This window comes from Tardiphaga sp. (assembly GCF_025356345.1).
Lineage (GTDB): Bacteria > Pseudomonadota > Alphaproteobacteria > Rhizobiales > Xanthobacteraceae > Tardiphaga.
Window position 1 is genome coordinate 1 of sequence record NZ_JANXTC010000030.1, and the last position, 8584, is coordinate 8584.

General features: G+C 63.7%; 8 protein-coding genes and 1 pseudogene. 6 read left to right on the forward strand and 3 right to left on the reverse strand.

What is annotated here, in order from left to right; genetic code table 11:
- The 5 genes and pseudogenes from Q0S16_RS01415 to Q0S16_RS01435 form a co-directional block, all read left to right on the forward strand.
- Nucleotides 1–393, forward strand: a pseudogene (locus Q0S16_RS01415) (ornithine decarboxylase); the annotation flags it as partial.
- Between the two features lie 182 nt (nt 394–575).
- Nucleotides 576–1130 carry an N-acetyltransferase gene (locus Q0S16_RS01420; protein WP_295844203.1) on the forward strand — a complete coding sequence of 185 codons (555 nt, stop codon included), beginning with the start codon at nt 576–578 and terminating at the stop codon, nt 1128–1130.
- A 54-nt stretch (nt 1131–1184) separates the two neighbouring features.
- The gene (locus Q0S16_RS01425) at nt 1185–1571 is read left to right on the forward strand and encodes a RidA family protein (RefSeq protein ID WP_295844206.1); all 387 of its coding nucleotides are present in this window, start codon (nt 1185–1187) and stop codon (nt 1569–1571) included.
- 122 nt (nt 1572–1693) lie between these two features.
- On the forward strand, nt 1694–3145 hold the full coding sequence (locus Q0S16_RS01430) for a homospermidine synthase (protein WP_295844209.1): 1452 nt from the start codon (nt 1694–1696) through the stop codon (nt 3143–3145).
- Nucleotides 3146–3451: 306 nt separating this feature from the next.
- On the forward strand, nt 3452–3919 hold the full coding sequence (locus tag Q0S16_RS01435; protein ID WP_295844222.1) for a MaoC family dehydratase: 468 nt from the start codon (nt 3452–3454) through the stop codon (nt 3917–3919).
- 11 nt (nt 3920–3930) lie between these two features.
- Here the strand turns inward: Q0S16_RS01435 and Q0S16_RS01440 are convergent, their stop codons facing one another.
- Both Q0S16_RS01440 and Q0S16_RS01445 read right to left on the reverse strand, forming a co-directional pair.
- Entirely contained in the window at nt 3931–4263 is a 333-nt protein-coding gene (locus Q0S16_RS01440) for a hypothetical protein (RefSeq protein WP_295844211.1), read from the reverse strand.
- 92 nt (nt 4264–4355) lie between these two features.
- A complete protein-coding gene (locus Q0S16_RS01445; RefSeq protein ID WP_295844214.1) occupies nt 4356–5072 on the reverse strand; it encodes an MgtC/SapB family protein in 717 nt (238 codons plus the stop codon).
- A gap of 261 nt (nt 5073–5333) precedes the next feature.
- Here Q0S16_RS01445 and Q0S16_RS01450 point away from each other — a divergent pair, with 261 nt between their 5' ends.
- A complete protein-coding gene (locus tag Q0S16_RS01450) occupies nt 5334–7343 on the forward strand; it encodes a methyl-accepting chemotaxis protein (protein ID WP_295844217.1) in 2010 nt (669 codons plus the stop codon).
- Between the two features lie 137 nt (nt 7344–7480).
- Here Q0S16_RS01450 and Q0S16_RS01455 read toward each other — a convergent pair whose 3' ends face one another.
- Nucleotides 7481–8275: a GntR family transcriptional regulator gene (locus Q0S16_RS01455; protein WP_295844220.1), complete on the reverse strand. Its 795-nt coding sequence runs from the start codon at nt 8273–8275 to the stop codon at nt 7481–7483.
- Nucleotides 8276–8584: the final 309 nt, after the last annotated feature.

Consider the following 8584-nt stretch of genomic DNA (forward strand, 5'->3'; position numbering starts at 1 on the left):
CCGGAGACCATCATCGAGCCGGGCCGCGGCATGGTCGGCAATGCCGGCATCATCGAGACCGAAGTCGTTCTGATCTCCAAGAAGAGCGACGAGGACGATGTGCGCTGGGTGTATCTGGACATCGGCAAGTTCGGCGGTCTCGCCGAGACCATGGACGAGTCGATCCGCTACGCCATCAAGACGCCGCATGACGGCGCCGAGATGACACCCTGCGTACTCGCCGGCCCGACCTGCGATTCCGCCGATGTAATGTACGAAAAGATGCCGTACCCGTTGCCGGTGACGCTCGAGATCGGCGACAAGCTGCTGATCGAAGGCACCGGCGCGTACACGTCGACCTATTCAGCGGTGGCGTTCAACGGCTTCCCACCGCTGCGCACGTTTCACATCTGAGTTTCTGACCCCTCCCCGCGCTTTCGCGGGGCGAGGAAAAAGCAAGCGGAGAGCCGGCTTTCCGGCTCTCATCCCGTCACCTTCCATTCCGGATGACAACACTCCGCCACGAGCGGAGTGGGGACAGACAAGCCATGACCGATCTGCACCAAACCGCCACAAACAGCGATGCTGCCGCGCCCATGATAGCCCGTCCGTTCGCGATTCACGACGAGCGCAACACCGACGTCGCCGCGCGCGAAGCGCTGCTCGACGCCTGCTTCGGCGGCAACCGCAACGCCCGCACCTGCCAGCGGCTGCGCGATGGCCAGACGCCGGCGCAGGGCCTCGCCTTCTCCGCCTTCCACCAGGGCCGCCTGGTCGGCACTATCAGGCTGTGGGATGTCGATGCCGGCGGCCGTCAGGCGCTGGTGCTCGGCCCGCTCGCGGTCGATGCTTCCGTGCGCGCATTGGGGATCGGCGCCGCGCTGATGGCGCATGCCATCGCGACCGCGAAAACGCTGCGCCACGGCGCCATCATCCTGCTCGGCGACGCGCCCTATTACAGCCGTTTCGGCTTTACGACCGAGAAGGTCGAGCGCCTGGCGCTGCCCGGCCCGTTCGAGCGCCATCGCCTGCTCGGTCTTGAACTGCGACCCGGTGCGCTCCAGGGCGCCTTTGGACCGATCGTGCCGAGCCGCGTGGCCGCGGCCGACCCGGCTGCCGGTATTGACGCGCCGATCGCACACGCGGCTTGATTTGAAGTCGAATAGACGGCATTGCGGGGCATGTTTCATTCCGAGGGGCCCGCAATGACCCGCCGCCTGATCTCCACCGGATCACCGTTCGAGAAAACCGCCGGCTTCAGCCGCGCGGTCATCGATGGCGATTTCGCCTTCGTCGCCGGCACCACCGGCTACGATTACACCACCATGATCATGCCCGATGATGTCACGCTGCAGACACGGAACATCTTCAAAACCATTGAAGCCGCGCTGCGGGAAGGCGGTTTCGCCATGGCCGACGTCGTTCGCGCCAACTACTACATCACCGACGCCGGCAACGCCGATGCCGTGCTGGCGATCTGCGGCGACGTGTTCGCCGAGATCAGACCGGCCTCGACGCTGCTGGTGGTCGCCGGACTGCAAAAGACCGAAATGAAAATCGAAATTGACGTAACGGCGAAACGTCGCACGTAAACCCACACACTGTCGTTCCGGGGCGCATCGCGCGGCGATGCGAACCCGGAATCCCGACATAGCAAGATTCCGGTTTTGCGCCGAAGACGGCGTATCCCGGATGACACCCCGGAGTTCTCTTGATGACCACGCCCGCCCCGACAATTTACGCAAAAATCTCCGGTCCCATCGTGATGGTCGGCTTCGGCTCGATCGGCAAGGGCACGCTGCCGCTGATCGAGCGGCATCTCGACTACGACAGATCACGCATCACCGTGCTCGACCCCAAGGACGAAGACCGCAAGGCGCATTGCGAGCAGCATAATGTGCGCTTCATCCAGCAGGGGGTGACCAAGGAGAACTATCGCGAGCTGCTGACACCATTGCTCACCGAGGGCGGCGGCCAGGGTTTTTGCGTCAACCTGTCGGTTGATACCGGCTCGGCCGACATTATGGAGCTCTGCAACGAGCTCGGCGCGCTGTACATCGACACCGTCAACGAGCCCTGGCTCGGCTTCTATTTCGATGCCTCGAAGGGTGCTGCCGCGCGCTCCAACTACGCCCTGCGCGAGGCGACGCTCGCCGCCAAGAAGGCGCGGCCGACCGGCTCGACGACGGCGGTGTCCTGTTGTGGCGCCAATCCCGGCATGGTCTCGTTCTTCGTCAAGCAGGCGCTTATGAATCTTGCCGCGGATCTGCAGCTCAACGCCCATGAGCCGAAGACCAAGGCCGAATGGGCGGACCTGATGCGGCAGACCGGCGTCAAGGGCATCCATATCGCCGAGCGTGACACGCAGCGTGCCAAGACCCCGAAAGAGCGCGACGTTTTCGTCAACACCTGGTCGGTCGAGGGCTTCCTGTCGGAAGGCGTGCAGCCGTCCGAACTCGGCTGGGGCACCCATGAAAAGTGGATGCCCGAGAATGCGCATACCCACGACACCGGATGTGGCGCGGCGATCTATCTGATGCAGCCCGGCGCCAACACCCGTGTCCGCTCATGGTGCCCGACCCCCGGCCCGCAATACGGCTTCCTTGTCACGCATAATGAATCGATCTCGATCGCCGACTATTTCACGGTACGGGATGCCTCGGGCACGGCGGTGTACCGGCCGACCTGCCACTATGCCTATCATCCCGCCGACGACGCCGTGCTGTCACTGCATGAAATGTTCGGCCGCGCCGCCAAGATGCAGGTCAAGCACCACATCCTCGACGAAAACGAAATCGTCGACGGCATCGACGAGCTCGGCGTACTACTCTACGGCCACGGCAAGAATGCCTATTGGTTCGGCTCGCAGCTCTCCATTGAGGAAACGCGGGCACTGGCGCCCTATCAGAACGCCACCGGTCTGCAGGTGACCTCCGCCGTGCTCGGCGGCATGGTGTGGGCGCTGGAGCACCCGACCGAGGGCATTGTCGAGGCCGACGAGATGGATTTCCATCGCCTGCTCGAGATCCAGGGCCCCTATCTCGGCCCCGTGAAGGGCTACTACACCGACTGGACCCCGCTGACGGATCGCCCGGGCCTGTTCCCGGAAGATATCGACACCTCCGATCCCTGGCAGTTCAAGAACGTGCTGGTTCGCCAGTTTTAAAACGATCGTTCCGGGGCGTGGTCGGCACCAGCCGATCGCGAGCCCGGAACCTTGACCTGTTCAGCCTTCTATCGGTTCAACCCATCTCGGGATTCTCGGCCACTCCGACCGGAGTGGCTGGGGTTCGCTCGCAGCTGACGCGGCACGCGCCCCGGAATGACGCGAAACGCCATTGCTTGGCTCCAGAGCAACGGCGCAATCCCGATCAAGGTTTGCTAGAAGCGGCGTCCGGACAGGCCGGTTCACAAGGAGATTGAAGTGTCAGACGCGAAACGGGCCGCGGAGGCCGAGGCGATCCGCCGCAAGCTGATCCCGCTGGACGATTACCGCAGCCTGCTGAACGGCAAGGAATTGTTTTCGGACTGGGTGATGGTCGACCAGCCGATGATCGACACCTTTGCCGACGCGACCCATGACCACCAGTTCATCCATGTCGACCCGGAGCGGGCCAGAACCGAAACGCCGTTCGGCGGCACCATCGCGCATGGCTTCCTGACGCTGTCACTGCTCTCGACGCTGGCCTTTGATGCGCTGCCTGGCGTCCATGGCACGCGAATGGGAATGAACTACGGTTTCGACAAGGTGCGCTTCATGAGCGCCGTGAAATCCGGCATGCGCGTGCGCGGCAAATTCCAGCTCGTCGGCCTGACCGCGCGCCGGGTCTCGGTGCAGTCGGCCTGGAACGTGGCGATCGAGATCGAAGGCAGTGTGACGCCGGCGCTGATGGCGCATTGGATCACGCTGGCGGTGGTCGATCCGGACGACGTCGGCTAACGCCGCGTTACCTATTTGGCCGGAATTGCCGGGGCCATCTTTTCCGCGGGCGCCGGCGGAAGCACCGGTGCCGCACCGGCCTTCTGGGCATCGGCGTCGGGACGGGCCGGCTGCGGCGCGATTTCGCTGGGGCGGGCGCCTGTCGTAGGAGAATCCTCGGGCGCCGCGGGCTTGCTCGCTGCGTCCGGCGTCGACCGCAGCGGCGGGGTCGCCTGGGCCATCTGGGCGTGGCGCGGCGCCAGTTGCGCCAGCGCGGCGGCCGACATCGTCAGACCGGCAACAATCATCGCGCTGGCCAGCAGCATCTCTGTGCGATAGGCGCGCCTGTTCGCGATCGAGGTCATGAGATTCACCCTGTGTTATGTGGGTGTTCAACGGATCGTCGCCCCCAAGGTTCCCACGCCACAACGTCGCGCAGGCTCGGCGCGCATCGGCTTCAATCCTTGGTGCTGACCTGCCAGGTCGCATGAATCACACCGGCGGTGCGTTGCAGGTCGGCGACGACGATGTCGAGTTCGCCGGGATCGATCGCCGTGCTCACCAGCGTGGCCACGATTTCCGGCGGATCGTCATCGTGATCGACCACGGCGATGTTGGCGACCGGGTAGTGCGCCGCCTCGAGCCGCTCGACCAGGTGATCGCGCATGTCGGCCAGCGCCTGATCGGCGACGGTCAGCTTGAAATAATAGGTCGCCTCCGACGATTTTTCATCGAGCGGTGCCCGGTTGATGGCATTGACCAGCGGTCGCAACAGCGTGTTGCCAGCCAGCACGAACGCCGTCAGCGCGATCGCCTGCGCGATCATGTCCGCCCCGGCACAGGAGCCAACCGCGGCCGATCCCCACAGCGTCGCGGCCGTGTTGAGACCGCGGACATTGGTGCCTTCCTTCATGATGACGCCGGCCCCGAGGAAACCGATCCCGGACACCACATAGGCGATCACCCGCACCGCGCCGTCGGCGCCCGCCAGTTGCATCGCGAGATCGACAAAGGCGGCGGCGCCCACCGCGACCAGCACATTGGTGCGCAGTCCGGCGGTGCGTTGCCGGTACTGCCGCTCGGCACCGATCAGCGTGCCGAGCACAAAGGCGGTCACCAGGCTGAGCAGCGTGTCGAGGAAATCATAAGAGTGAAAGGTGGCGAGGAAGCGCATGATGCTTCATGCGTAGCGTGGATGACGGGCGGATGACAGCCTATTGGCGACGCCGCCAATCACGCCGTCGCTGAGCCGGGATGCCGGTCATCGTCATCCGGGCTCGGCCCGTATTTTTTCACGACTGTTATTAACCCTAACGAAACATGGAGGATGCAATTGTCCTCGTTTATCGGCCGTGCGGGTACGGCAACTTTATTTTTTAATGATTTGTTACGATCCGGACGTTTGGGACGTGATCGGCTGAAGATCGGAATTTCAATGCAAGCGCCCATCATCGCGGCGGCCGTGCAGCCTCGCCGGCGAAAAAACCCGCGGCTGGCTTTCCGGATCATGATCCTGTCGGCGTTCGGCGTTCTGCTGTCGGGCGCGAGCCTGACCAGCATGGCCTGGCGTGTCTTACAGGCCGGCGCGACCACCGCCGCGATGGAGCGGGTGGACACCAACATGCGGGTGGCGTGGGATGTGCTCCGGGCCAATGGCCGGACTTTCACAAGCGTCGATGGCAAGCTGCTGGCGGACGGGCACGTCCTGAACGATGACCTGGCGACGGTTGACAAGATCAAAAGTCTGGTCGGAGGCACCAGCACGGTTTTTCTCGGCGACCTGGCCATCGCGACAAATGTGCGGCAGCCCGATGGCACGCGGGCTGTCGGGACGCGGCTGGCGCGGGGCGCGGCCTATGACGCGGTGTTTGATCGCAAGACAAGGTTTCGCGGCGAGATCGAGAGCCCTCGCACGCCGGTGATGACGGCCTACGATCCGATCGTTGATTCGACCGGCAATGTACTTGGCGTTCTGCATGTCGGTATCGAAAAGTCCGATTTCATGGAGCCGGCACACGCCACGCTTTCTATCCTCGTCTATTCGACGCTGGCGGCGGTTCTGCTGGCAATGGCTATCAGCTATGTAGCGACCCGCCCGGTCACCCGTGTCTTGCGGCAATTGACGGGCGCGATGCACAGGCTCGCCAGCGGGGATCTGCAGGTTGTGCTTCCCGGTCTTTACCGCGGTGACGATGTCGGAGAGATCGCGCAGGCTGCGGAGGCCATCAGGATCAAGGCGGTCGAGCAGGCGCGTAATGACGCCATCCAGGAGAGAGGAGCGCGGCGGATCGCCGAACAGGCGCAGGGCAAAGCGATGCAGGAAATGGCGGACGCCGTTGAGCGCGAGGCCAATATCGCGGTCGGCGAAGTCGCGGCTGGAACCGATCACATGGCAAGCAATGCGGCGCAGATGACCGACAGCGCGTTGCTGCTGGGAAAGAACAGCAGCAACGTCGCCGCGGCAGCGGAAGAAGCGCTTACCAACGCCGAGACCGTCGCCAGGGCCTCGTCGCAACTGACCGCCTCGATCAGCGAGATCTCCGTGCAGATCGATTCATCGCGAACGCTGGCCCTTGAAGCCGTCACGGCATCGGGTGAAGCTCAGGCGACCATGGCAAAGCTGTCCGAAGCCGCCGGCAAGATTGGCGCCGTCACCAATCTGATCACTGAAATCGCTGGCCAGACCAATCTTCTGGCCCTCAATGCGACGATCGAAGCCGCCCGGGCTGGCGAATCCGGCCGTGGCTTCGCGGTGGTGGCCGCCGAGGTCAAGTCGCTGGCCGAGCAGACCGCCAAGGCAACCGGCGAGATTGCCCAGCAGATCAACGAAATCCAGGATGCCGCTCGGGCGTCGGTCGATTCGATCGTCGGCATCGGTGAAGTCATTCGCAAGGTCGAGGCGGTGTCTTCTTCTGTCGCCGCGGCAATCCGGGAACAGAGCGCCTTCACCGTCGAGATCTCGCGCAGTGTCGAGGAAACCTCCGACGCCGCCCGCGAGGTCGCGGCGCAAATCGTTTCGGTGTCCAACGAGGCAATCGAAACCGGCCGGCGTGCATTGGTCATCCGCGACGGCTCGGCGGAAATCGCCGGCAAGGTCGCTGATCTTCGCGCCACGCTGGTACGCGTGATCCGCACCTCGACGACCGAGGTCGATCGCCGCAGCTCGACCCGGGTGGATGTGCACTGCCCGGCTTCTCTCACGATCGAGGGCAGATCCCTCAGGGTCATCATTCGCGATCTCTCGCTCGGCGGTGCCATCATTGAAGATGGGCTCCCGGATGCCCCCATCGGTACGTCTATGACGCTGGTGATCGATGGCATCCCGACGGTGCTGGCGGGCGCAGTGGGACTCACGCGCGGAACCGCCACGCTGGTCAAATTCCAGTTGTCGGACGAAGCCGACCGCCTCGTCAGTTCATTTATTTCGGCCCGCCTGGCCGCGTGATTTGCAGATCATGAAAGCGGATCGAAGCTGCCCGGCGTCTCACTTCCGGTGCTTCCGAACCAGGCGCGGCTCACAGGTCTCGGTCACGCGCTGGTACTGGCCATCTGCCAGCAGGCGCGGAAGTGGCCGCGAGCCCGTCAGTCGCCCCGCTGCGCCGGCCTGAGATTGCGGACGCCGGCCGCCGATTTGGGCTTCGCGGCGATCTTTTGAAAGATGGCTCCGATGTCGGGTGCCGGTTCGATGGTCGGCTCGAAGCGCAGGCGTTGCTCCACATGCAGGAAGTGCTGCCGCGACAGATCGATTGCGCGGGCGACGTCGCGGGCACGCAGCGCCTCGACGATCGCACCATGCTCATCGACGGCGCACAGCGACTGGCTGGCCGGCTCATAGACCGACACCATCACCGAGGAACGGCTGAGCAGATCGCGCAGAAACCGTGACAGTTCAGCGTTGCCGAGCGCGTCGACCAGATGAATGTGGAAGGCGCCGGACAGCCGTACCGAGGCCGCGCGATCGCCAGTGACGGCCGCCGCCCGCTCCTCGGCCAGATGCGCATCGAGCCGCGTCAGGATGCTCTCGTCGAGAAGACCAACCAGTTGCACCAGCACGCCGGCTTCGAGCACGCGGTGCGCCTCGTAGACCGCCCTGATCTCATCGAGTGAGGGCTGCGGCACGCGGGCGCCGCGGTTGGGAATGATCTCGATACGGCGTTCGGCCGCAAGTCGGTGCAATACCTTGCGGATGCGCTCGCGCGACACGCCAAAACTTTCCGCGAGCTTGTGCTCGGCTAGTTTTGTGCCTGCCTTGAGTCGTCCCTCCATGATGGCGCGACCAATCGCCCGATGGATCGCCTCGTCGGTTCCTGGATCGACCTTGGCCGCTCGCTTGATCAAAACCCCTCCTCTGCCGTCCAGAAAATGTGCACAATCCATTTATAAATTGTGCACATTTTATCAGGTCTGCGACCGCGATCGAGTCGCGAAAAGCTGAGTAAACATACGACAGCATTCGACTATTCCCAAAATGTGCACATTTGGCACAATCCTTGCGAAGTACTCTTGCAACGTCGTCCCCCGACCTAGCGCGAGGATCCCATGACCCACCCCCGTCTCATCTCCCGGCGAACCACCCTGAAGCTCGGCGCCTCAAACGTGATTCCCGACGGTGCCAGCGCTGGCAACGTCGTGTTCTCCATCAACGGAACGAATCCCGGCAACACGGTGACCCTCGACCTCAATGGT